The following is a 20,976-nucleotide window of genomic DNA, read 5'->3' on the forward strand; positions in this document are numbered from 1 at the left end:
TACAGTTGCCGATGCTCAATCTTTTGTCGGTTATTTGAAACAAAAATTGTCATCGGAGCGCAACGCGGCGAAGCATAGCGCAGCACTCGTCGCATTTCCCTCCATAAAGCTGTTCAAGTGCGTCGCTCGCCGCTAGAATTGCGCACTTTTTGATCAGAGGCGCGCAAAGCGCCCGTCGTCGTCGAACGACCTGACACATCAACCGAGGTTAGACATGTCCACCCCCACCGCACCGGCCAATCCCAAGGTCGGCTTCGTAAGTCTTGGTTGCCCGAAGGCCCTCGTGGACTCCGAGCGCATCCTCACGCAACTGCGCATGGAAGGCTATGACGTCGTCTCCACCTACCAGGACGCCGATGTCGTGGTGGTCAACACCTGCGGTTTCATCGACAGCGCCAAAGCCGAATCCCTGGAAGTGATCGGTGAAGCGATCAAGGAAAACGGCAAGGTCATCGTCACCGGCTGCATGGGCGTGGAAGAAGGCAACATCCGCGAGGTGCACCCCAGCGTGCTGGCGGTCACCGGCCCACAGCAGTACGAGCAGGTGGTCGGCGCGGTACACGAGGTGGTACCGCCACGCCAGGACCACAACCCGCTGATCGACCTGGTGCCGCCACAGGGCGTCAAGCTGACTCCGCGTCACTACGCCTACCTGAAGATTTCCGAAGGCTGCAACCACAGCTGCAGCTTCTGCATCATCCCGTCGATGCGTGGCAAGCTGGTCAGCCGTCCGGTCGGCGACGTCCTCGACGAAGCCCAGCGCCTGGTCAAGGCCGGCGTCAAGGAACTGCTGGTGATCTCCCAGGACACCAGCGCCTACGGCGTCGACGTGAAATACCGTACCGGCTTCTGGAACGGCGCCCCGGTCAAGACCCGCATGACCGAGCTGTGCGAAGCGCTCAGCACCCTGGGCGTCTGGGTACGCCTGCACTACGTCTACCCGTACCCGCACGTCGACGAGCTGATTCCGCTGATGGCCGCCGGCAAGCTGCTGCCGTACCTGGACATCCCGTTCCAGCACGCCAGCCCGAAAGTGCTCAAGTCCATGAAACGCCCGGCGTTCGAGGACAAGACCCTGGCGCGGATCAAGAACTGGCGCGAGATCTGCCCGGAACTGATCATCCGTTCGACCTTCATCGTCGGCTTCCCCGGCGAAACCGAGGAAGACTTCCAGTACCTGCTCGACTGGCTGACCGAAGCCCAGCTCGATCGCGTCGGCTGCTTCCAGTATTCGCCGGTCGAAGGCGCACCGGCCAATGACCTGGGCCTGGACGTGGTCCCGGACGAGGTCAAGCAGGACCGTTGGGAACGCTTCATGGCGCACCAGCAGGCCATCAGCTCGGCCCGCCTGCAACAACGCATCGGCAAGGAAATCGAAGTACTGATCGACGAAGTCGACGAGAACGGTGCCGTTGGCCGTTGCTTCTTCGATGCCCCGGAAATCGACGGCAACGTCTTCATCGACGGTGCCGGTGACCTCAAGCCAGGCGACAAGATCTGGTGCCGGGTGGTCGACGCCGACGAATACGACCTCTGGGCCGAACGCCTGTAAGCCGTAAAAAAGTCGAAAAGCCCCGCTCTCTCCACGAGATGCGGGGCTTTTTTACGGCTATCGTTTGGCTGAACGATCCAGATCCATCTCGCGCCAGACAAGGAACGGCGACATGCGCCAGCACTCAGCCATCTACACCCCGCGGCTCAACGACTACCCGCAATTGACCGAAGTCTGGGAGGCCTCCGTCCGGGCGACCCATGACTTTCTCCCGGACAGCTACATCGAGTTGCTGAAAAACCTGGTGCTGACCCGTTACCTGGACGCGGTGATGCTGATCTGTACTCGCGACTCGCAGCAGCGAATCAGCGGCTTTGCCGGCGTTGCGGCGGGCAAGGTGGAGATGCTGTTCATCGCCCCGCAGTATCGTGGGCAAGGCTTGGGCAAGCTGCTGCTGTGGTATGCGATCGATCACCTGAATGCCGACCGGCTGGACGTCAACGAACAGAACCCGCAGGCCATCGGTTTCTATTTCAAGCAGGGCTTCGAGGTGATCGGGCGATCGGAGCACGACGGCATGGGGCAACCCTATCCCCTGCTGCACCTGCGGCTCAAGCGCTGAACCCACTGCGACAAATGTTGCCGGACGCAACCGGCGCCAGGCAGGTACAATGACAACCCTTTTTTGTTACGGCCGCTGTCATGTCTGAACCCATTCGCCTTTCCAAACGCCTCATCGAGCTGGTCGGCTGCTCCCGCCGAGAGGCCGAGCTGTTCATCGAGGGTGGCTGGGTCACGGTCGACGGCGAAGTCATCGACGAGCCGCAGTTCAAGGTCGACAGCCAGAAGGTCGAGCTGGACCCGAATGCCAAGGCCACCGCACCGGAGCCGGTGACCCTGCTGCTGAACCAGCCTGCCGGCCTCGATACGGACAGTGCACGCCAGTTGCTGAGCGCTGCCAGCCTCAGCGAGGAGCACCGTTACGGCAAGCGCCCGCTGCGCGGGCACTTTCTGCGCCTGAACACGGCCGCCGAGCTGCAGGCCAACGCCAGCGGCCTGCTGGTCTTCACCCAGGACTGGAAAGTGCTGCGCAAGCTGACCGAAGATATCACCAGGATCGAGCAGGAATATGTGGTCGAAGTCAGCGGCCAGATCATCGAGCATGGCCTGGAGCGGATCGGCCGTGGCCTCACCATCAAGGGCCGCGAACTGCCGGCTGCCAAGGCCAGCTGGCAGAGCGAGAACCGCCTGCGCTTCGCCCTGAAGAACCCGCAGCCGGGACTGATCGCCCAGCTCTGCGAAGCCGTCGGCCTCACCGTCGTGGCCATCCGCCGGATTCGTCTCGGCGGTGTCTCGATCGGCAAGGTACCGGCCGGCCAATGGCGCTACCTGTCGCCCAAGGAAAAATTCTAATTTCAACGCCGCGGCCATTACGCGGCGTTTACCCTCCAGGACTGCCTACATGATTCACAACGACGTACTGCGCAGCGTGCGCTACATGCTCGATATCAGCGATGCCAAGGTCGCCGAGATCATCAAGCTGACCGGCTTCGATACCTCCCGGAGCGATATCGTCAACTACCTGAAAAAGGACGAGGAAGAAGGCTTCGTCCACTGCCCCGACGAGGTCATGGCCTACTTTCTCGATGGCCTGGTGATCTTCAAGCGCGGCAAGGATGACAGCCGCCCAGCGCTAGCGGTCGAGCTGCCGGTGACCAACAACATCATCCTGAAGAAACTGCGGGTGGCCTTCGAGCTCAAGGAAGACGATCTGCACACGATTCTGAAGTCGGTCGACTTCCCGGTGTCGAAGCCGGAACTGAGTGCACTGTTCCGCAAGGTCGGCCACAACAACTATCGCCCTTGCGGCGACCAGTTGCTGCGCAACTTCCTCAAGGGCCTGACCCTGCGCGTACGCAAGTGACCCCGAGCCGCGCACAGCGTCCGGCGCCACAGGCATGACGCGACATTCCCTGGGGCAATAATGGCTCCCATGGCGGGACTGAACACCTAGGGTATGACCACCCTTTCCCGTTCAGGACTCGCCATGCACCCCTACTTTTCCCTGCAAGGCCGCACCGCTCTGGTGACCGGCGGCACCCGTGGTATCGGCAGGATGATCGCCAAGGCCTTCGTCGAGGCCGGCGCCACGGTCTATGTCTGCGCTCGCGATGCCGAAGCCTGCCAACAGACCGCCGAGGAACTGGGCGCACTCGGCCACTGCCATGCCCTGGCCGCCAACCTGGCCAGCGAAGCGGGCGTGCAGGAACTGGCCACGCAGTTGGGTGGACTCGTCGATCACCTGGACATCCTGGTCAACAACGCCGGCACCACCTGGGGAGCGCCACTGGAAAGCTACCCGGCCAAGGGCTGGGAGAAGGTCATGCAACTGAACGTCACGGCGGTGTTCGGCTGCATCCAGCAGTTGCTGCCGCTGCTGCGCCGCGCCGGGTCGGCAGAGAATCCGGCACGGGTCATCAACATCGGCTCGGTGGCGGGGATTGCCTCGTTTGGCGAACAGGCCTATGCCTATGGCCCGAGCAAGGCTGCTCTGCACCAGATGTCACGAATACTGGCGCGCGAACTGGTGAGCCAGCATATCAACGTCAACGTGATCGCCCCCGGCCGTTTCCCGAGCAGGATGACCCGGCATATCGTCGAGGACGAACAGGCCCTGGCGCAGGACTGTGCACTGATCCCGATGAAACGCTGGGGCCGGGAGGAAGAGATGGCGGCACTGGCCATCAGTCTGGCAAGTGCCGCGGGGGCCTACATGACCGGGAACATCATCCCGCTGGATGGCGGGTTCAGCCTGTAGCTGATCGTTCGTGGCTGGCCTCGCCTTTCTTCATCCGCGCTGCCAGCCCCTCAGATCCCCGCGCGCAGAACGCTGTCGGGCAACGCCGCGCCATGCTCGACACTGGCGGCCACCTGCTCGACCAGTTCATCGAGCATGTAGCCCTGGGCCTTGAGCCAGGCCTCATCGTAATAGGTCGTGGCATAACGCTCGCCACCATCGCACAAAATCGCCACGATCGAACCGCTCTCTCCCGCCTCGACCATCTGTCGCGCCGCCATCAGCGCGCCGATCAGGTTGGTCCCGCTGGAACCACCGACCCGCCGTCCCAGGCGCCCCGCCAGGTAATGCATGGCCGCCAGCGACAAGGCGTCCGGCACCTTGACCATCGCGTCGATGACCTTGGGCAGGAACGACGCCTCGACCCGCGGCCGGCCAATACCCTCGATCCGCGAGCCGCATTCCAGGCGCAGGCTGGCATCGCCACTCTGGTAATAGTCGAAGAACACCGATCGCTCGGCATCGGCGCACAGCACCCGGGTGCCGTGCTGGCGGTAGCGCACATAGCGCCCCAGGGTTGCGGTGGTGCCGCCGGTACCGGGGCTCGAGATCAACCAGCTCGGCTCCGGATGACGCTCACAACGCAGCTGCTGGAAGATCGACTCGGCAATGTTGTTGTTCGCCCGCCAGTCGGTGGCGCGCTCGGCGTAGGTGAACTGGTCCATGAAATGGCCGCCGCTCTCGCGGGCCAGGCGTTCGGACTCGGCGTAGATCTGCGTCGGATCCTGCACCAGATGGCTCTTGCCGCCGTAGAAGGCGATCTGCGCAATCTTCTCCTGGGAGGTGGTCGCGGGCATCACCGCGATGAACGGCAGCCCCAGCAGGCGGGCGAAGTAGGCCTCGGAGATCGCCGTCGAGCCACTGGACGCTTCGATCACCGGCGCCCCCGGCTTCAACCAGCCATTACACAGTGCATAGAGAAACAGCGAGCGGGCCAGGCGATGCTTGAGGCTGCCGGTCGGATGGCTGGACTCGTCCTTGAAATACAGCTCGATCCCCGGCAGCACCGGCAATGGCAGGGGAATCAGGTGGGTATCGGCACTGCGCTGGAAATCGGCCTCGATGATCCGGATCGCTTCCCGGGACCACTGTCGGTTATCGCTCATGATGGATTACTCGTTGTAACGGACACGCCAAAGGCGCTGACGGACTGATGCCCTAGCAGAGGGCCAAACCCTGCAAAGCACAAGATGAAGGACTCACTCGGCCACAACTATAGGAATTTTCCTACAAGCCGCACAGATACAGTGAGGACGCATTTGGACATACAACTGCTAGGCTGCCATCGACTGGTCCAATAACTTTCCGCTTATAATAAAATAAAATATAAATTTCCTTTTAATAACTAAAGGTACGGGTTCGGCTGTCCCACCTTTGATCTCATCGATGGAGGGCGAACCTTGCCTCTGCGTAGCACCTTCACACGGTTCTTTCAGTTGGAAGCAGCCAGCGGCCTGTTGTTGATCGCCGCTGCCGCCCTGGCCCTGCTGATCAACAACTCACCGCTGTCATACCTGTACAACGGCCTTCTGGAAGTTCCAGTCGTCACCCAGGTAGGCACCCTGACGATCGCCAAGCCGCTGCTGTTGTGGATCAACGACGGCCTGATGGCACTGTTCTTCCTGCTGATCGGCCTGGAGGTCAAGCGCGAGGTCATCGAAGGTCATCTGTCCAAGCCCTCGCAGATAGTGCTGCCGGGCGCGGCGGCCATCGGCGGCATGCTGGTGCCGGCGCTGATCTACTGGCTGCTGAACCGGGACAACCCGGCAGCACTGGGCGGCTGGGCAATCCCCATGGCCACCGACATCGCCTTCGCCCTGGGCGTCCTGGCCCTGCTGGGCAAGCGCGTACCGGTATCACTGAAGCTGTTCCTGATGACCCTGGCGATCATCGACGACCTCGGGGCGATCATCGTCATCGCGATATTCTACTCCGGCGAACTGTCGGGGCTGTCGCTGCTGCTGGCCGCTGCCTGCCTGATCGCGCTGATCGCGATGAATCGCCTGGGGGTGGTCAAGCTCGGCCCCTACCTGGTCATCGGCCTGATCCTCTGGGTCTGCGTACTCAAGAGCGGCGTACACGCGACCCTGGCGGGTGTGACCCTGGCCTTCTGCATCCCCCTGCGCACGAAGAACTCCGAGCCATCGCCGCTGCTGAGCCTGGAACACGCCCTGCATCCCTGGGTGGCCTTCGGCATCCTGCCGCTGTTCGCCTTCGCCAATGCCGGTGTATCACTCGCAGGCGTCAGCCTGGAGAGCTTTACCCATCAGGTGCCACTGGGGATTGCCGCCGGCCTGCTGGTCGGCAAGACGATCGGGGTATTCGGCCTGACCTGGCTGGCGGTCAAGGCCGGCATGGCGGCGCTGCCCCAGGCCGTCAACTGGGGCCAGGTGCTTGGCGTGGCGATCCTCTGCGGCATAGGCTTCACCATGAGCCTGTTCGTCGGCTCCCTGGCCTTCATACCAGGCAGCAGCGATTACGTCGGCATGGATCGCATGGGAATCCTCACCGGTTCGATTCTCGCAGCGGTGATCGGCTATGCCGTCATGGCCATGTCCAGCCGACGCGACACGCAAGCATGAGACCTGTCCTGTAGGAGCGTGGCTCGCCCGCGAAGAGGACCTTATGGCCAACAACACCTTCGCAGGCAAACCGTCACCCCCAAAAAACAAAACCCCGGCCAGGAGACTGGCCGGGGTTTTCTGTAATCGCCCGATCCTGGATCAGTGCGAAACGCGGCTGGTGCCACCGACAGTGGAGATACGCACGCGCTCGCCCACACGGAAGATCTCGTTCGGCGCCACTTCCTGGACGTAGGCACGCAGGCTGCCGTCATCTTCACGCACGGTGATTTCCACGCCCTGGGTCTTGGTCAGGCCTTTCTCGGCCATGTTGCCCAGCACGCCGCCGGCCACCGCACCGATCACCGCAGTGACGATACTGCCACGACCACCACCAATGGCGCTGCCGCCGACGCCACCGACGATCGCACCGGCACCGGCACCGATCGGCGAGTTGGTGCCTTCGATCTGGACCGGACGCAGGGATTCGATGGTGCCCAGGCGAATGGTCTGTACACGACGGGCTTCATCGCGGGAATAGGTGTCGCCAGTCAGGCTGTTGGTGCAACCACCGAGCAGCATGGCCATTGTGGAGAAGGATGCAATCAACAAAACAGACTTACGCATGGGAGCAGCTCCAAAAAGACATTCGTCAATTAAACTCCGCAGCTTGACCTCTGTCACGACAGCCTGCGGATAAAATGGTTTTCATTCAGCGCCAGTACAGACTTGGCGTACACCAGAACCGGAGACAGGGTAGCGCGCTTTCCAGGCGCTCGCCCCACCTGCCACAAGGACCGTCATGGACTACTTCATCATTGCCATCGCCACTGCCGCAGGCTTGTATTTCCACGGGTGGCTGTATGTGAAAACCAGACGTTGGATGGACCGTGACCTCGCATTATCTCTTGCGGGAGACAACGAAGCGCGGAAAAAGTTCATGCTGCAGCGTCTTGAGGACGCCCGGAAACAGAAGATCAAGCGACGGGATCTGCAGCGGTGGCTGGAAGCCGCCGCTGCAGAATTCCCAAACTAGTGGCCTATGTGGCCAATTCACTCAACTTCGGCCCAAGTCCTTGCCAGGCTTCGTTGCCATTCCTCGCCGTAGGCAGGCTACGACTCGTCATGGCGCCTTGCCTGGCAAACCCTTGGACTCGAATCTGGGTATCCGAATTAACCGTACAGGCCATCAGGGAGCCAGGCGCGAACGCGTCCAGCCCGTGTCCACCAGGCGATAGTCGAGGCGGTCGTGCAGGCGGCTGGCCCGGCCCTGCCAGAACTCGATGCGCTCCGGCAGCAGGCGATAGCCGCCCCAGTGCTCCGGACAATGCGGCTGGGTGTCGCTGAAGCGTGCCTGGGTGGCCTGGAGCAGTTGCTCCAGCTCGGCACGATCGGCAATCACCCGGCTCTGCGGTGACGCCCAGGCCCCCAGGCGGCTGCCCAGCGGGCGTACCTGGAAGTAGGCGTCCGACTCCTGCGGCGAAACCTTGACCACCCGCCCTTCGATCCTCACCTGGCGCTCCAGGGTCGGCCAGAAGAACGTCATGGCCGCAAACGGCCGCGCCGCCAGCTGCCGCCCCTTGTCGCTCTCGTAGTTGGTGAAGAAGGTGAAACCTTGTTCGTCCAGGCCCTTGAGCAACAGGATACGGCAGTGTGGACGACCGTCCTCATCGACGGTCGCCAGGGTCATGGCATTGGCCTCCACCGGTGCCTGCTCGGTTTTCACCGCGTCGGCGAACCACTGGTGGAACAGCGCGAACGGCTCGGCCGGAGCCTGGGCCTCGGTCAGGCCGTCGCGGGTGTAGTCGCGGCGCATATCGGCCAGAGCTTGGGTCATGACGCTTTCCTTTTCAGTCCGGGATCAGTCGGTCGCTGATCAGTTTTTGGCGGAGTTGTCAGCCGCCGCGTCTTTCTTCGCTACTGTCGCCTTGGCGGGCGCAGCCTTCTTGGCTGGCGCCTTGGCCGGGGCCTTCTTCGCCGCAGTCTTGGCTGGAGCCTTCTTGGCCGCGGCGGCCTTGCCCTTGGCGGCGGCAGCCGGTTTCTTCGCCGCAGTTGCCGGGGCCGCAGGCTTGACGTCCTGGGCGGCAACCATGGTCGCCGGCATTGGAGCCGGTGCCGGGATGCTGTACTTGCTCAGCAGCGCCACCATAGTGTTCTGCGGAGTCAGGATGATTTCCATGCGACGGTTCAGCGCACGTCCTTCATTGCTGTCGTTGGCCGCACGCGGCATCACCGAGCCCATGCCGCGCAGGATCAGGCGGTCACGCTGCAGGCCGCTGAGGCGGAAGATCGCCGCGATCGACTGGGCACGCTGCTGGCTGAGCGACTGGGCCGCATCGGTGGCGAGGCTGTTGTCACCATGGCCCAGCACCAGCACTGCGGTTTTCGGATCGGACTCAACGGTCTTGGCAACCTTGGAGAATGGGCCGAGGGTGATTGGCAGCAGCATTTCCGGACGCTTGGGGTTGTAGAAACCGTCGATCGGGGCCACGACCACCAGCACGTTCTCACGACGCTCCAGCTTCAGCGAGGTGTCCTGGATCGCTGCACGCAGGCGCGGTTCATAGTCATCGAGCCAGGCCTGGGTGATTTTCGGATCGGGCATCGGTACGGCCTTGGCTGCCGGCGGAGCCGCGTCCTTGGCCTTGTCCGAGCTACCGAACGGCCACCACCAGTGGGTTTGCGCTGGTGGAGGGGTTGGATTGGTCGCGGCAGCGACAGCGGTCGCCAGTGGAACCGGCTTTTCGTCAGCCTTGGCAGCGGCAGGTGCAGCAGCCTTAGCGTCCTTGGCCGCTGCTGGAGCCGGTGCTCCGGTCGAAGCCTGGGCAGCGTCCTTTTCGGCGACCTTGTCCGAAGAACCGAACGACCACCAGTGGCCGCCATCTGCATTTTGTGGAGTTTGTGCGCAACCGGTGATGGTCAGGCAAAGGGCCAGGGCGAGGGACTTGTTCGAAGACATTGGAGATCCACAAAATGAGATAGAGAGTACAAGGGCCCTAAGGCCGTATAAACAGACGTTTCGAAAACAGAAAAGCCACAGGGTTCCGACCTGGGGCTTTGCGCGCGCATTCTACAGACAGCCGGCAAGAATCCGTACCAGCTTCTGGGCCCGTGGATCCATCAGGACATACGGACCCAGGGTATTGGTCACGAAACCGAAGGCGACATCGTGCTCGGGATCGGCAAAGCCGACCGAGCCCCCTGCCCCCGGGTGTCCGAAAGCCCTGGCGCCCAGGCCGAACGTAGCATTGGCGACGTCCGGCTGGTCAAGCATGCAGCCCAGGCCGAAACGGGTCTGGGTCAGCAGGGTCTTGTCCATGCCCAGGCTGTGCTCGCGAGTCAATTCGTCGAGCATTTCCCCTTCCAGCAGGCTGCCATCGAGCAGACCGCTGTAGAAACCCGCCAGGCTGCGTGCATTGCCATGCCCATTGGCCGCCGGCTGCTGCATGCGCCGCCACTCCGGTTTATTGGTGCTGGTCATGATAGACGGCGGATTGGTGAATGCACGGGTGGTCATCGCCGTCGGCTCGCGCATGGTGACCTGCAGCAGGCGCTGGGCCGCCGCATCGCCGACATTGCCCTTGCCACGGGCGATATGCGCGACCCGGTGGAACTCCTCGTCCGCCAGCCCGACGTGGAAATCCAACCCCAGCGGGCGCGCGATCCGCGCCGCGATGGACTCACCCGGCCCACGGCCATCGGCCCGGCGCAGCAACTCGCCGATCAGCCAGCCATAGGTGATCGCCGCATAACCGTGACCATCACCCGGGGTCCACCAGGGCGCCTCGGCGGCCAGGGCATCGACCATCACCTGCCAGTCATAGAGCGCTTCAGGCGCCAGCAACTCACGCAGTGCCGGCAGGCCGGCCTGATGGCAGAGCAACTGGCGCAAGGTGATACGCTCTTTCCCGGCTGCGGCGAATTCCGGCCAGTAGCGGGCCACCGGTGCGTCCAGTTGCAACTTGCCCTCGGCCACCAGTTGCAGCGCGGCGACGGCGGTAAAGGTCTTGGTGCAGGAGAACAGGTTGGCGATGGTGTCGCTGTGCCAGGCCTCGGCACCGTCCTTGTCGGCGGTGCCGGCCCACAAATCGACCACGGTTTCCCCGCCGACCTGGATGCAGAGCGCGGCGCCGCGCTCCTGGGGATCGTCGAAGAGGGCCGCGAACGCCTCGCGAACCGCCTCGAATTGAAGCTCGAAATGACCCTGAATCTGCACCCTTGATTTCCCCCGGGCAAACGCCTGACAAAGTGCGTGCATTGTTCCAGCGATTGTCAGGTTTGGGAACAGACACAGGTCGGACGGTTCGCAACTCCGTTATGTAGGAAAAGACGCCACCGGACCCACCCAGGGCGTCTCTTTCGCTCAGTGACCGTTGCCGGAGTGCCCGCCGGCATGCCCGGAGGCAGCCCCGCCGGCACTGCCGGAACGGCCCTTGCCACCGATATCGTCGTGATCGATACCCTTGGCCGCCTTCTGCTGGGCATCGACCTTGGCCTTCTCGGCGGCCTTGCCCAACAGTTCGATGGCCTGCAGGTTGCTCTTGCGCACGCTCTCGACGAAGCCCTGGAACGGCACGTCGGTGATGCCGACCAGGCCAAAATGGCCGTTCTCGCCATCGAGCAGGCGGCCGGTAACCGGCTGATCCAGGTACTGGAACCAGTGCACGCCGACGATCGATGGCTCATTTACCGCCTGCTTGATGAAGTTGGCGTAGGCCGGACCACGGTCCTCCTCCTTCGCCACCTCGGTCACGCCCCCCCAGAACGGGCCGCGGTCACGCGAGCCGAAGTTGAACTCGGTGATCAGCACCGGCTTGTCCAGCGCCTCCAACTGGTCGAAGTCATAACCGTCCTGCGGCTGCAGGGTGTAGAAGTTGAAGCTCAGCACGTCGCAGTACTGGGCACAGGACGCCACCGCCTCCGGCGTGCTGACAGCGAAGCGTCCGCCCAGCAGCAGATGGTTGGGCGCATGCCACTTCAGCGAATCGGAGATGGTCTTGAAGTAGGTATCGGCAAAGACCTTCTGGAAATACTTGAGGTCAGCCTCGATTTCCGGGTGCTCGGGATTGGGCAGCGGTGCCTCGAACCCCGGGTCCTCCATCTGCTCCCAGGTCGGGATCTCCACGCCCCAGGCCTTCGACAGCCCCTGCTGGTTGCGGTACTTGTCGCGCAGTTGCTTGAGGAAGGCACGCTTGGCGGCCACATCGGTGGTCATGCGCAGGGTGCCGTAGGCCAGTGCGTAACGGGATTTCGGATCGTCCCCAGGACCGGCCCAGGCCAGTTCGTTATCGGCGAAGTAGCCGACCAGCCAGGGGTCGTCGCGGTGATCGCGGGCAGCGATGGCCACCGCACGCTCGGTGGCCATGGCAAAGCGCGGGTCGAACGGGTCCGGCATGCCGCCCCACCAGTCGCTGCCGGTGCTGATACTGGCGTAGTCGCCAACGATCGACAGCGGCAAGGTATAGGGCACGCGGTCATTCAGGCCCAGGGCCGGATCGCTCCAGTTGCCGATGGTGTTGAAGCCCCAGGCCTGCAACCGGTCCAGGGTATGGGTCTGCCAGCGCTTGGCGTCGAAGCCTTCGGCGCACGGCAGCTTCGGCTCGCCTTCCTTGGGTTGGGGACAAGGCTTGCCGTAGGTGCGCTGCAGGTTCGCCCCATAGAAGTCGAACCAGCGCCCGCGGCTAAAGCCGCGACCGGCGTTGGAGGCCAGCGCGACGCTGTTGTCACCCTTGCCATAATAGGCGGCCAGGGGCTCGCCGTCCTTGGGCAGCTCGGCGAACATGCCTTCACGCCCCTCGACATAGGTCTGCTGGTCGCTGGCGCTGACGGTATTGACCCCCAGGGAATAGAACGGATGGCCTTCCGGCGTCACCAGGTACCAGCGACCATCATGCTTCTCGGTGCGGAAAAAACCCGTGGCATCGAAGCTCGGGCCCTTGGTCCAGCCGCCGAACCTGTCCAGGCCATTGCGCTCGCGCTCGGTCAACCAGCCCTTGAGCTGTTGGCCCTCGCGGTTGGCCGCCGTCTTGAGTTGCTCGTCGGAGGCGACCTTCTCCGGCCACCTGGCACGGTTCGACTGGCCATAGCCATCGACCAGCGAAGCGTAGGCGGCCTTGATCACATCGTCGCCGTTCTGCACGCCAAAGCGTTCCAGCAGGATGTTCTGCGCGACTTTCGGCTTGTCCATCGACAAGGTCACCGACACCACCTGCGTACGATCCAGTTCACCCACGCTGCTCGCCAGCAACACCCGCTGGCCATCCACGGTCAGCGGCATCGGCGGCCCGGCACGCATGCCCTGGCTCAGCGGCGAGAACGCCTGCAAGGGCACCAGCAGGGTCTGCGCCGGGCCGGCCGGCAGATCGACACGACTGGTCAGGGTCTTGCCGTCGTTGCTCTGGATCGTCACGTTGAGCGTCAGGGCCCAGTCCATCGCACTCTGGATCCGCAGGCTCATCACCCCGGACTGCGACCAGTCCCAGGCCCCGCTCTGGGGCGTCAGGCGCAGGCTCGGCTGTGTCGTCGGCGTGAAGGTGACGCGGCGCAGCACCTCGCCCTCGGCGGTCTGTTCGGCGTTGGATTGCGGCAGATCCGCACCATTGGTCACCACCTGCACCACATCGGCGGGGCGAACGAAGTTGAACAGTGTCTGCTGGCCTGCGGGTGCGGCCAGCAATGGCGCAGTGAACAGCAGGGCAAAAACGGTGGGCAGCGTACGGCGAATCATTTGAATCCAGTTCTCCCTATCGGCCAATCAACGGCCTGAGTGGCGCCGGGCTCTGCACGAAAGTGGCTGGGCAATTTCGTACGGCCCTGAAAGCGCCCTCCATAGACAACGAAATAGGCGATTTAACCTACGTCACATCAAGAAATTTCACGCCGGAATGGCGGCAAGGCATTGAGGATAGCCTTCCCGTAGCGCTGGGTGACCAGGCGGCGGTCGAGCAAGGTGATGATTCCCCGGTCGGCCTCGGTCCGCAGCAACCGGCCACAGGCCTGCACCAGCTTGAGCGAGGCGTCCGGCACGGCGATCTCCATGAACGGATTGCCACCGCGGGCTTCGATCCATTCGGCCAGCGCCGCCTCGACCGGATCATCCGGCACAGCGAACGGAATCTTGGCGATCACCACGTGTTCACAGTAGGCACCGGGCAGGTCGACCCCTTCGGCGAAGCTCGCCAGGCCGAACAGCACGCTGGAGTCTCCCCCATCGACCCGCGCCTTGTGCTTGTTGAGGGTTTCCTGCTTGGACAGGTTGCCCTGGATGAACACCTGCCGGCGCCAGTCGCGATCCAGGCCGTCGAACACGTCCTGCATCTGCTTGCGCGAGGAAAACAGCACCAGCGACCCCCGCGAGCCTTCGACCAGCTCCGGCAGGTCGCGGATGATCGCCGCGGTATGGGCCGCAGCATCGCGGGGATCAGCCTTGAGGTCCGGCACCCGCAGCACGCCGGCATCGGCATGGTGGAAGGGGCTCGGCACCACGGCGGTCACCGCGGTCTTCGGCAGGCCGGCACGCATGCGGAAACGGTCGAAGGTGCCCAGGGCGGTCAGGGTCGCCGATGTCACCAGGGCGCCGTAGGCCACGTTCCACAGGTTGCGCCGCAGCATGTCCGCGGCGAGGATCGGGCTGGCATTGACCTCGATATCGAACAGCGCACCACTCTCGGCCAGGGTCAGCCAACGCGCCATCGGCGGGTTGTCCTCGGGGTCCTCGGTGGTGAACGCGGTCCACAGTTCCCAGTTGCCCTGGGCGCGGGACAGCAGGCTGCCGAACAGCGGGTACCACTCCTCGGCCTGGCTGCTGGTGATGCCGATGCTGACCTCACCGTCCATACCTTCCTTGAGCAGGTCGGTCAGGCGGGTGAACAGGTCGTTGAGGCGGGCGAAGCCCTTTTTCAGCTCGATGCCGATTTCACGAATGTGCTCGGGGATCACCCCACCGACGAAGCGATGGCGCGGCCGCTCACGGCCCTCCATGTCCTCGCCGCTGCGGAAGTCGGCCAACTGTTCGCAGACGGTGAACATGAACTGCTGCTGGGTCTTGATCTCCCGTGCCAGCTCCGGCACCTGCTCGATCCACTTGCCCAGGTCGCCCGGCAAGGGGTGCTGGGCCAGCAGCTTGGTCAGGTTCTTGGCGGTCTGCTCCAGCCAGTCGGCGGTCGAACGCAGGCGGGTGTAGTGGGCGAAATGGCCGATGGCCTTGTCCGGCAGGTGATGGCCTTCGTCGAACACGTACAGGGTGTCGCGCGGGTCCGGCAACACCGCGCCACCGCCAAGGGCGAGGTCGGCCAGCACCATGTCATGGTTGGTGACGATCACGTCGACCTTGCCCATGCCCTCGCGCGCCTTGTAGAAGGCGCACTGGCCGAAGTTCGGGCAGTGGCGGGTGGTGCACTGGCTGTGGTCGGTGGTCAACCGCGCCCAATCGGCATCTTCCAGGGCCGTGGGCCAGCTGTCGCGGTCGCCATCCCATTTGTTGCCGGCCAGTTTCTCGATCATGCTGGTGAAGAGCTTCTGGCTGGCCTCATCGACCTCGATCTTGAAGCCTTCTTCCTCGAACAACTGGGCCGTGGCGGTCTGCGCGTGGCCTTCCTGCAGCAGCATGTCGAGCTTGGACAGGCACATGTAGCGCCCGCGGCCCTTGGCCAGGGCGAAACTGAAATTCAGCCCGCTGCTGCGCATCAGGTCCGGCAGGTCCTTGTAGACGATCTGCTCCTGCAGGGCGACGGTCGCGGTGGCGATCACCAGGCGCTTGCCGGCGGCCTTGGCGGTGGGAATCGCCGCCAGGCTGTAGGCGACGGTCTTGCCGGTACCGGTGCCGGCCTCGACGGCGACCACCGCCGGCTCGCCGTCACGGCGACCTTCATCATCGGTGTCGATATCGCCGAGGACCTTCGCCACTTCGGCGATCATCAGCCGCTGGCCGTAACGCGGCTTGAGGCTCTTGGCTTCGAGGAAACGCGAATAGGCGCCCTGGATCGTGGTTTTGAGTTCGGTGCTGATCATGATTCTTCGGGCGCGAAAAACGCTGGATAAATTTTCAGTGGTTCGAATGGCCGCTATCATACCCCGCTAATTCATCCCACGCCGAACGGAGTAGCCGAATGACCACTTTTGCCCTCGTTTATGCCCTGCATCTGCTGGCGGCCCTGATCTGGGTCGGCGGCATGTTCTTCGCCTGGATGGTCCTGCGCCCGGCGGCCATGGCCGCACTGGAGGGACCGGCCCGCCTGAAATTGTGGGTCCAGGTGTTTCAGCGGTTCTTCGTCTGGGTCTGGATCGCGGTGGTGGTGCTGCCGATCAGCGGCGTGGGCCTGCTGCAACTACGGTTCAGCGGGTTCGAGACGGCGCCACGCTACGTGCAGATCATGATGGGGCTGTACATCGTGATGTTGGCACTGTTTCTTCGTATCCAGTCATTGCAGCTGCCGGAACTGCGCAAGGCGGTCGAGGCCGAACAGTGGGCCGAAGGGGCGACGGTGCTGGGCAGGATTCGTCGGCTGGTGGGGGTCAACCTGCTGATCGGGCTGGCGCTGGTGGCGATCGTCGCGGCGCGGCCGATGTTCTGAGACGGACGGCGAGAGGGCGATCGCCATCGCCAGCAGGCCGGCTCCCACAGGTTCGGCGTTGCGCCTGAACCTTGTGATCGGCACCGACCTCGTGGGAGCCGGCTGGCTGGCGATGGGGCCGGCCAGTCATGCCTCATGTTGACTGGCAGACTTGGCGCCCCAGGCTATTCACAACCGCTGGATGGTTACGCTACCAGCCTCGCCCTGGGGCCCGGGCTTCCCGGCCAAGCCAGGTCGACCCGGTTTGCCGCCGGCGGTGTCATAGATGAAGCAGCCCTTGGACTTGCCACCGGCACCAGGGCGTCCCGCCGCTCCCGCCGGGCCACCGGCACCACCGTCGACCTGGACCTTGATCTGCTCGGCCGGGTAGTCCCGTGGCAGTTGCAGCCGAACCTGCGCTCCCGGTGCGCCCTGCCGGCCATCGCCGCCATTGTCACCGTCAGAGCCGCGTCCGGCACTGCCCCAGGTGCAGCCCGGCTCCGCACCGTTGGCACCGTCGAGCCCGACATAACCCGGAACGCCGGTGCCGCCACGGGCGTCCACCGACAACAACGGGCCGCTCAGCGCGTCGATCCGTACATTCAGGTTCCGTCCCGGCAGGGGCGCCCGCTGATAGGAGCCGGGGGCACCGCGAGCGGTAATCTGGCTGCCACTGTCGAGTTCGGCGCGCACGGCCTTGAGTTCGAAGGCCTGTTCACTGGGCACAATGGCGATGCGCGCCTCGCGCCCCAGGTGCAACTGCCCTACTTCCAGCCGGGTAATGCCGGCAGGAACGAGCAGGGTGCCATTGTCGGCGACGTCCAGGCGCTCCAGCTGCAGGGAGCTGGTATTGCCTGGCAGACGCAGCACGGAATGGGACTCGACGGTGACGACCTGGGCGAAGGCCAGGGGGCTGCACAGTGCGGCCAGCAGGCACAGACTACGCATGGCTGGGCTCCTCGCGCGATGGCAACGGCAGGACCTGCACGTGGAACATGCCGAAGATCAGGATCTGTGCCCGGTCGCGCCAGGGCTGCGCACGATCACGCAGGCTGCCGTTGAACAGCAGCACTTCCAGCAAATGCGTCAACAACAGCAGGCTCCCGGCCAGATTCACCAACAGGCGGAACGGGCTGATCAGCGGGCTCGCCAGGTTGACCAGCACCACCAGCCAGAACAACAGCGTCAGGACCTTCCCCAACCCCCAAAGCACCTTCATACGCCCCCCTCGTGAATTTATTCTTTGGGCGCACAGTACCGGCTTGCACGGGCAATTTGCCAGTGGGCTGGAAAAATTATTCTCCAACGGTCGGTTTACCCACCGGTTCGGCGAAATTCATCGCTGCACAGCGGCACGGAACACTAGGCCGGACCCGCCGGGCAGGCTAGTCTTTGCAGTTCTGATTGAGGATTTTCGATGACCGAGAGCATTTCTTCCCGCACGCCCCAGCAAGCCCTGGCGGCACTCCTGGACCGCTACGCCCCGCAGACCCTGCTGCTGGTGGGTGCCAGCAGCTTTCCGGCACTCGAGGCCTTCCAGGCGGCGCACCCGCAGACCCAGGTCGCCATCGCCGAACCGGGGGCGCTGCCAGCCGAGCTGGCGGCCCGACGCTTCGACCTGGCGCTGGTGCTCGACTGCCTCGAACATCTGCCCAAGCGTGCCGGCCGGGAACTGCTCGGCGGCATCCGCAACCTCAATGCCAGCCGCATGGCGGTGCTGGTGGACATGCCGGCCGCCGACTGGCAGGACAGCGACTTCTTCGCCCTGGCCCTGCAGAGCAGCGAGCGCTTCCAGCGCGACGAGCAGGTGCTGACGCTGTTCACCTACGACCTGCGTGAATACAAACAGGTCCCGGACTGGCTCAATGCCAAGTTCTGGGCCAACCCGGAAATGTTTGGGAAGTACTGGTGGTGAAACCCATGTACATCAAGGGCTTGAGCACCTATGACCACCTCCCAAGCTTTGCCCGAGCAGGGCCAAGTGTCACCAGCTTGTCACCAGAAACGGCCTCAACGGCTCTCGGTTTGGCACTATCGACGTAATGGCATCTACTATCTCCGGGTCCGACCTCGGGGATGCTCCGCCCGCAGCCTTACAGTTTCACTTCGCACCACAGAACGCCCCTCCGCTATGACGCTATCGCAAGACATTCTTAAGGCACTGGCCGTCTTTCATCTCGACCGCCCGGAAGCAACATGGGTAGAACTCAAGGGCCACTTGGCGGAGGTAGCCCACAATCTGCTGATACAGGCTTATTCGGATCAAAACCTATCCGTTTATGACGAGATTTATTCTGACCTCGCCCAGTCGCTCGCTGAAGCAGCCGCTACGGTCCCGTTGAGCATCGACCAGCACAACGCGTTGGAAATCAGCCGGGAGATCGTGAGAGGTGCACGGGCACGCTTGAAGGGCAACCCACGCCCGCTGATAGACACCATTGAGCGCCTGGACAAACCGGAAAACGATGTACCTGCGTCCATATCTGTAGGTGCTCCGTCCAGTGACCGGAATGCCGACCAAGCGCCGCTGACCTTCGAGGAACTCGCTACGCTGTTCATCAAGGAACGCCAAGGCAACGTGCAAGGTTCAACTCTCCACGCCATCGAGTCCAACTGTCGAACACTGTCAAAGCTACTGGGCGACCTCGATATCCGCAGGCACACACGGTCGGACATGGTGACGCTTAAAGAGAAGATCATGGATGGTCGAAAACCATTGACCGTCAACAAACTGCTGACCCAGCTATCTACTGTGATGGACTGGGCGGTCAATAACGGGTTCATGGAGCGGTCATTCGACAAAGGCTTGAAGATCGAGAGGGGCGCTGAAAGCGAACGCAGGCCGTTCTCGCGTGAGGAGGTGGGGACCATCATGGACCACACGAACGCCCTTCCTGCGAACGATTGGAAACGCTGGGCGCTGTCCCTGGGCGTGCTCACAGGTGCCCGGATTGGTGAGCTGTATCAACTTACCCAAGCAGACGTGAAGCAAGTGGGCGATGGAATCACGGTCATTGACATAAACAAGGCGGACGAAGGGAAGACACTCAAGACTGACTTCTCAGTCCGAATGGTGCCGCTTGTCGATGGAGCCTACGGCTTCGACCTCAAAGCATTCCTGTCCTGGGTAGCGTCAGAACCGGGGAAGCTGTTCAAGGCAAAGTACCACTACTTCAACAAACCGCTGAACGATGCTCTGCGTGAGCCACTGGGTCTTCCTTCCGGCAGCGACCAGTCATTCCACTCGCTCCGGCATTCGCTTTCAGGGCTTCTAAAGGCGGCAGCTACTCCCGAGGTTATCGCCCAAAGCATCACGGGACATAGCTCCGGGAACATCACCTACGATCTGTACGCGGGCTCCCAGCGAGTTCCTGTCGAGACACTCCACAACGCCCTGTCTAACGCATTCAAAGGGACCAGAAAACCATAGAAAGCTCGCGAGCATAGAAGCTCGCCAGTACCCAGCCAACTCAAACGGCCTTGGTGCTCCAGTAAGCTGAACCAGAGTCCCGTGTCGCAAAAACCCTCACTTGCAGGAATAACGACACGAGGACAACCCGATGACAATCAATCACGCAAACCTGCTGCACCACCACGACAACCAAGCAGACGCCATCACCTTCGACCCCACCACTGGAGAGATATTCACCAGCAGGGAACAACCATTTCGCAACCACTGGTCGCCATACGAATCCTGGGCAGCAAAACGCCGGGCCGATGCTTCGCTCCCAGAAGACCATAAGAAAGCAACTACCTCCCTGGCGGCGCTGATCGCCGGACAGTCAACCACTCAGGCTCCACCCCCATCGACATCAACCGAGACCACAGCACCGAAGCGAGGCCGTGGGCGCCCCAAGAAAGTCGACGTTAACCCAATAGCGTCACTCGCACCTGTCCTGCTGGAGCCTGCCATCCCCATGTGGGTAGATGACATCATTCATGGCTCAGTTGTCAGAAGCGCTGGAGTCGACAACGGTAAAATCAACGTGAGGATGCGGTCGGTCATCTGGGCGCTAAGCCTGCCGGAGATCACAACGGAGGCCTGCCGAACCGGGGTGAGCAAATCTGGCGAAATGATCAACCTGAGGACCGCCCAGCGAATCGCACAAGCCGCTCGTCATAGCATTCACGGCATCGCCTTGCATATCGAAAGACATCCCAAAATCAAAACTGGCCTGGAGGCCAAGAGGCTGGCACAAGCTGCTTTCGATTAAACGTCGGATAGATAAACGCTTGATTCAACTTCGGGAACTTGAGGAAGGATCGGGAACATCCGGTCCATCTCTTGGAAACGAGAAAATCTCCAAGACCATATCGTAACCAACCGTTCTGTACCGAAGCCTCACACCACAGCTTCGGTCTCCTCGGCAGGACGCGCCCAAGAATCCAGTATCGCTAAAAACCCTCACTATAGTGGAGAGGATGCCTCAGAACTGGCTTTGCGCGAGTTCCTTCCACCTCCATGGCATCCCCCACGCTCACGCTCTCCTGAGCAGGATCATTGCAGGTCGCACT

Annotated in this window: 20 protein-coding genes; 11 read left to right on the forward strand and 9 right to left on the reverse strand. The window is 62.8% G+C overall.

The features are described 5' to 3' along the window. Positions 1-214: 214 nt before the first annotated feature. The 5 genes from rimO to HU752_RS26595 all read left to right on the forward strand — a co-directional run bounded on the left by rimO (position 215) and on the right by HU752_RS26595 (position 4,310). Positions 215-1,552: a 30S ribosomal protein S12 methylthiotransferase RimO gene (gene rimO, locus HU752_RS26575; RefSeq protein ID WP_186688818.1), complete on the forward strand. Its 1,338-nt coding sequence runs from the start codon at positions 215-217 to the stop codon at positions 1,550-1,552. Positions 1,553-1,637: 85 nt separating this feature from the next. Continuing rightward, positions 1,638-2,114: a GNAT family N-acetyltransferase gene (locus HU752_RS26580; protein WP_264084008.1), complete on the forward strand. Its 477-nt coding sequence runs from the start codon at positions 1,638-1,640 to the stop codon at positions 2,112-2,114. A gap of 80 nt (positions 2,115-2,194) precedes the next feature. Next, positions 2,195-2,905 carry an rRNA pseudouridine synthase gene (locus HU752_RS26585; protein ID WP_186688812.1) on the forward strand — a complete coding sequence of 237 codons (711 nt, stop codon included), beginning with the start codon at positions 2,195-2,197 and terminating at the stop codon, positions 2,903-2,905. A gap of 49 nt (positions 2,906-2,954) precedes the next feature. Then, positions 2,955-3,416, forward strand: coding sequence for a YehS family protein (locus HU752_RS26590; protein WP_186688809.1), 462 nt, complete (start codon positions 2,955-2,957; stop codon positions 3,414-3,416). Between the two features lie 123 nt (positions 3,417-3,539). After that, a complete protein-coding gene (locus HU752_RS26595) occupies positions 3,540-4,310 on the forward strand; it encodes an SDR family oxidoreductase (RefSeq protein ID WP_186688806.1) in 771 nt (256 codons plus the stop codon). A 50-nt stretch (positions 4,311-4,360) separates the two neighbouring features. Here the strand turns inward: HU752_RS26595 and HU752_RS26600 are convergent, their stop codons facing one another. Then, a complete protein-coding gene (locus HU752_RS26600) occupies positions 4,361-5,458 on the reverse strand; it encodes a PLP-dependent cysteine synthase family protein (RefSeq protein ID WP_186688827.1) in 1,098 nt (365 codons plus the stop codon). Positions 5,459-5,749: 291 nt separating this feature from the next. Between HU752_RS26600 and nhaA the strand changes: the two genes are divergently transcribed. Then, on the forward strand, positions 5,750-6,931 hold the full coding sequence (gene nhaA / locus HU752_RS26605) for a Na+/H+ antiporter NhaA (RefSeq protein ID WP_186688803.1): 1,182 nt from the start codon (positions 5,750-5,752) through the stop codon (positions 6,929-6,931). Between the two features lie 141 nt (positions 6,932-7,072). Here nhaA and HU752_RS26610 read toward each other — a convergent pair whose 3' ends face one another. Then, the gene (locus HU752_RS26610) at positions 7,073-7,537 is read right to left on the reverse strand and encodes an outer membrane lipoprotein (RefSeq protein ID WP_010450521.1); all 465 of its coding nucleotides are present in this window, start codon (positions 7,535-7,537) and stop codon (positions 7,073-7,075) included. Between the two features lie 175 nt (positions 7,538-7,712). Between HU752_RS26610 and HU752_RS26615 the strand changes: the two genes are divergently transcribed. Further along, positions 7,713-7,946 carry a hypothetical protein gene (locus tag HU752_RS26615; RefSeq protein ID WP_186688801.1) on the forward strand — a complete coding sequence of 78 codons (234 nt, stop codon included), beginning with the start codon at positions 7,713-7,715 and terminating at the stop codon, positions 7,944-7,946. Positions 7,947-8,099: 153 nt separating this feature from the next. On the opposite strand, the gene pdxH is transcribed toward HU752_RS26615, so the two are convergent. From pdxH to dinG, 5 genes are all read right to left on the reverse strand, one after another. Next, positions 8,100-8,747 carry a pyridoxamine 5'-phosphate oxidase gene (pdxH, locus tag HU752_RS26620; RefSeq protein ID WP_186688798.1) on the reverse strand — a complete coding sequence of 216 codons (648 nt, stop codon included), beginning with the start codon at positions 8,745-8,747 and terminating at the stop codon, positions 8,100-8,102. Between the two features lie 39 nt (positions 8,748-8,786). Continuing rightward, the gene (locus HU752_RS26625) at positions 8,787-9,869 is read right to left on the reverse strand and encodes an OmpA family protein (protein WP_186688796.1); all 1,083 of its coding nucleotides are present in this window, start codon (positions 9,867-9,869) and stop codon (positions 8,787-8,789) included. A 111-nt stretch (positions 9,870-9,980) separates the two neighbouring features. Continuing rightward, positions 9,981-11,126 (reverse strand): serine hydrolase domain-containing protein, encoded by a 1,146-nt coding sequence (locus HU752_RS26630; RefSeq protein WP_186688795.1) that lies wholly within the window; start codon positions 11,124-11,126, stop codon positions 9,981-9,983. Between the two features lie 147 nt (positions 11,127-11,273). Next, positions 11,274-13,637 (reverse strand): beta-galactosidase, encoded by a 2,364-nt coding sequence (locus HU752_RS26635; RefSeq protein WP_186688794.1) that lies wholly within the window; start codon positions 13,635-13,637, stop codon positions 11,274-11,276. 137 nt (positions 13,638-13,774) lie between these two features. Continuing rightward, positions 13,775-15,919: an ATP-dependent DNA helicase DinG gene (dinG, locus tag HU752_RS26640; RefSeq protein WP_186688793.1), complete on the reverse strand. Its 2,145-nt coding sequence runs from the start codon at positions 15,917-15,919 to the stop codon at positions 13,775-13,777. A gap of 98 nt (positions 15,920-16,017) precedes the next feature. Here dinG and HU752_RS26645 point away from each other — a divergent pair, with 98 nt between their 5' ends. Next, a complete protein-coding gene (locus tag HU752_RS26645; RefSeq protein ID WP_186688792.1) occupies positions 16,018-16,482 on the forward strand; it encodes a CopD family protein in 465 nt (154 codons plus the stop codon). Positions 16,483-16,650: 168 nt separating this feature from the next. Here the strand turns inward: HU752_RS26645 and HU752_RS26650 are convergent, their stop codons facing one another. Further along, positions 16,651-17,409, reverse strand: coding sequence for a collagen-like protein (locus HU752_RS26650; RefSeq protein WP_186688791.1), 759 nt, complete (start codon positions 17,407-17,409; stop codon positions 16,651-16,653). Beyond that, a complete protein-coding gene (locus HU752_RS26655) occupies positions 17,402-17,680 on the reverse strand; it encodes a DUF1145 domain-containing protein (protein WP_186688789.1) in 279 nt (92 codons plus the stop codon). The genes HU752_RS26650 and HU752_RS26655 overlap by 8 nt, the downstream gene beginning before the upstream one ends. A gap of 198 nt (positions 17,681-17,878) precedes the next feature. On the opposite strand from HU752_RS26655, the gene HU752_RS26660 reads away from it, so the two are divergent. The 3 genes from HU752_RS26660 to HU752_RS26670 all read left to right on the forward strand — a co-directional run bounded on the left by HU752_RS26660 (position 17,879) and on the right by HU752_RS26670 (position 20,675). Beyond that, on the forward strand, positions 17,879-18,376 hold the full coding sequence (locus HU752_RS26660) for a DUF6231 family protein (protein ID WP_186688786.1): 498 nt from the start codon (positions 17,879-17,881) through the stop codon (positions 18,374-18,376). A 216-nt stretch (positions 18,377-18,592) separates the two neighbouring features. Next, on the forward strand, positions 18,593-19,891 hold the full coding sequence (locus HU752_RS26665; RefSeq protein WP_186688783.1) for a tyrosine-type recombinase/integrase: 1,299 nt from the start codon (positions 18,593-18,595) through the stop codon (positions 19,889-19,891). Positions 19,892-20,021: 130 nt separating this feature from the next. After that, positions 20,022-20,675: a hypothetical protein gene (locus HU752_RS26670; RefSeq protein ID WP_186688780.1), complete on the forward strand. Its 654-nt coding sequence runs from the start codon at positions 20,022-20,024 to the stop codon at positions 20,673-20,675. The last annotated feature ends 301 nt before the right edge of the window (positions 20,676-20,976 follow it).

This window comes from Pseudomonas vanderleydeniana (assembly GCF_014268755.2).
Lineage (GTDB): Bacteria > Pseudomonadota > Gammaproteobacteria > Pseudomonadales > Pseudomonadaceae > Aquipseudomonas > Aquipseudomonas vanderleydeniana.

Coding starts and splice junctions, on each gene's coding strand:
- rimO (WP_186688818.1), top strand. CDS start 215: ATGTCCACCCCCACCGCACCGGCCAATCCCAAGGTCGGCTTCGTAAGT.
- HU752_RS26585 (WP_186688812.1), top strand. CDS start 2,195: ATGTCTGAACCCATTCGCCTTTCCAAACGCCTCATCGAGCTGGTCGGC.
- HU752_RS26590 (WP_186688809.1), top strand. CDS start 2,955: ATGATTCACAACGACGTACTGCGCAGCGTGCGCTACATGCTCGATATC.
- HU752_RS26595 (WP_186688806.1), top strand. CDS start 3,540: ATGCACCCCTACTTTTCCCTGCAAGGCCGCACCGCTCTGGTGACCGGC.
- HU752_RS26610 (WP_010450521.1), bottom strand. CDS start 7,537: ATGCGTAAGTCTGTTTTGTTGATTGCATCCTTCTCCACAATGGCCATG.
- HU752_RS26615 (WP_186688801.1), top strand. CDS start 7,713: ATGGACTACTTCATCATTGCCATCGCCACTGCCGCAGGCTTGTATTTC.
- pdxH (WP_186688798.1), bottom strand. CDS start 8,747: ATGACCCAAGCTCTGGCCGATATGCGCCGCGACTACACCCGCGACGGC.
- HU752_RS26625 (WP_186688796.1), bottom strand. CDS start 9,869: ATGTCTTCGAACAAGTCCCTCGCCCTGGCCCTTTGCCTGACCATCACC.
- HU752_RS26635 (WP_186688794.1), bottom strand. CDS start 13,637: ATGATTCGCCGTACGCTGCCCACCGTTTTTGCCCTGCTGTTCACTGCG.
- dinG (WP_186688793.1), bottom strand. CDS start 15,919: ATGATCAGCACCGAACTCAAAACCACGATCCAGGGCGCCTATTCGCGT.
- HU752_RS26645 (WP_186688792.1), top strand. CDS start 16,018: ATGACCACTTTTGCCCTCGTTTATGCCCTGCATCTGCTGGCGGCCCTG.
- HU752_RS26650 (WP_186688791.1), bottom strand. CDS start 17,409: ATGCGTAGTCTGTGCCTGCTGGCCGCACTGTGCAGCCCCCTGGCCTTC.
- HU752_RS26655 (WP_186688789.1), bottom strand. CDS start 17,680: ATGAAGGTGCTTTGGGGGTTGGGGAAGGTCCTGACGCTGTTGTTCTGG.
- HU752_RS26660 (WP_186688786.1), top strand. CDS start 17,879: ATGACCGAGAGCATTTCTTCCCGCACGCCCCAGCAAGCCCTGGCGGCA.
- HU752_RS26665 (WP_186688783.1), top strand. CDS start 18,593: ATGACGCTATCGCAAGACATTCTTAAGGCACTGGCCGTCTTTCATCTC.
- HU752_RS26670 (WP_186688780.1), top strand. CDS start 20,022: ATGACAATCAATCACGCAAACCTGCTGCACCACCACGACAACCAAGCA.